The following is a 617-nucleotide window of genomic DNA, read 5'->3' as shown; positions in this document are numbered from 1 at the left end:
GCGTAGCTGCTCGAGTTGATTGGCAAGGCTGACCTTATCGTCGCTAAGCTGCCTGCGGGCCACGACCAGATCGGCCAGTTGCTCCGCAATCGGGTCGCAACGCACCGGCCGGGTCGGCAGTTCGGCGGTGTAGCGCGCAATCAGCAAGGCATCGATGCGATCATTCTTGGCCAATCGGCCAAGGGCGCGGGCATAGTGGCGCAATTTGTGCGGATTGACGTTCCTGGCCGGCAGRTCCGCGCTGCGCAGTGCCTTGGCCACGCCGCGCTCATARCCGCCGCTCGGCTCCATGCCGATGGCGCGTACGGTGCGACCCCGCAGCCATCTGATTAGCTTGGCCCATCCGTCCTTGTCGTTGTCGAAACGCGCTTGTTCCTGCGTTTGAAACACCGCCACGTCGAGCCAGCCTTTGGCAACATCGATGCCGATGTCCTGAACCGTTTGCGCTACCATCTCCTCGGTCCCTTCCTTGTGTGCGGGGGCTTGCCCCTTGCAACTGTTCGGGTTCACAAAAGAAGGCGGTCGGRCCCCAGCTCATCCACGGTTTAGGCCACCTGAGGGGCGACGGGCTCTCGACCACCGCCACGGATCAGGCAAGCACCTGGTCCGTGGCACCC

General features: G+C 63.5%; 1 protein-coding gene. It reads right to left on the bottom strand.

Annotation, left to right across the window (positions count from 1 at the left end):
- A partial coding sequence (locus tag AC1DX4_RS35095; RefSeq protein ID WP_477224691.1) for an IS110 family transposase occupies positions 1–453 on the bottom strand: 453 nt, incomplete at its 3' end.
- Between the last annotated feature and the right edge of the window lie 164 nt (positions 454–617).

The organism is Mesorhizobium sp. P3_A8 (assembly GCF_056402995.1).
This window is presented reverse-complemented; position numbering and strand designations above follow the sequence as displayed.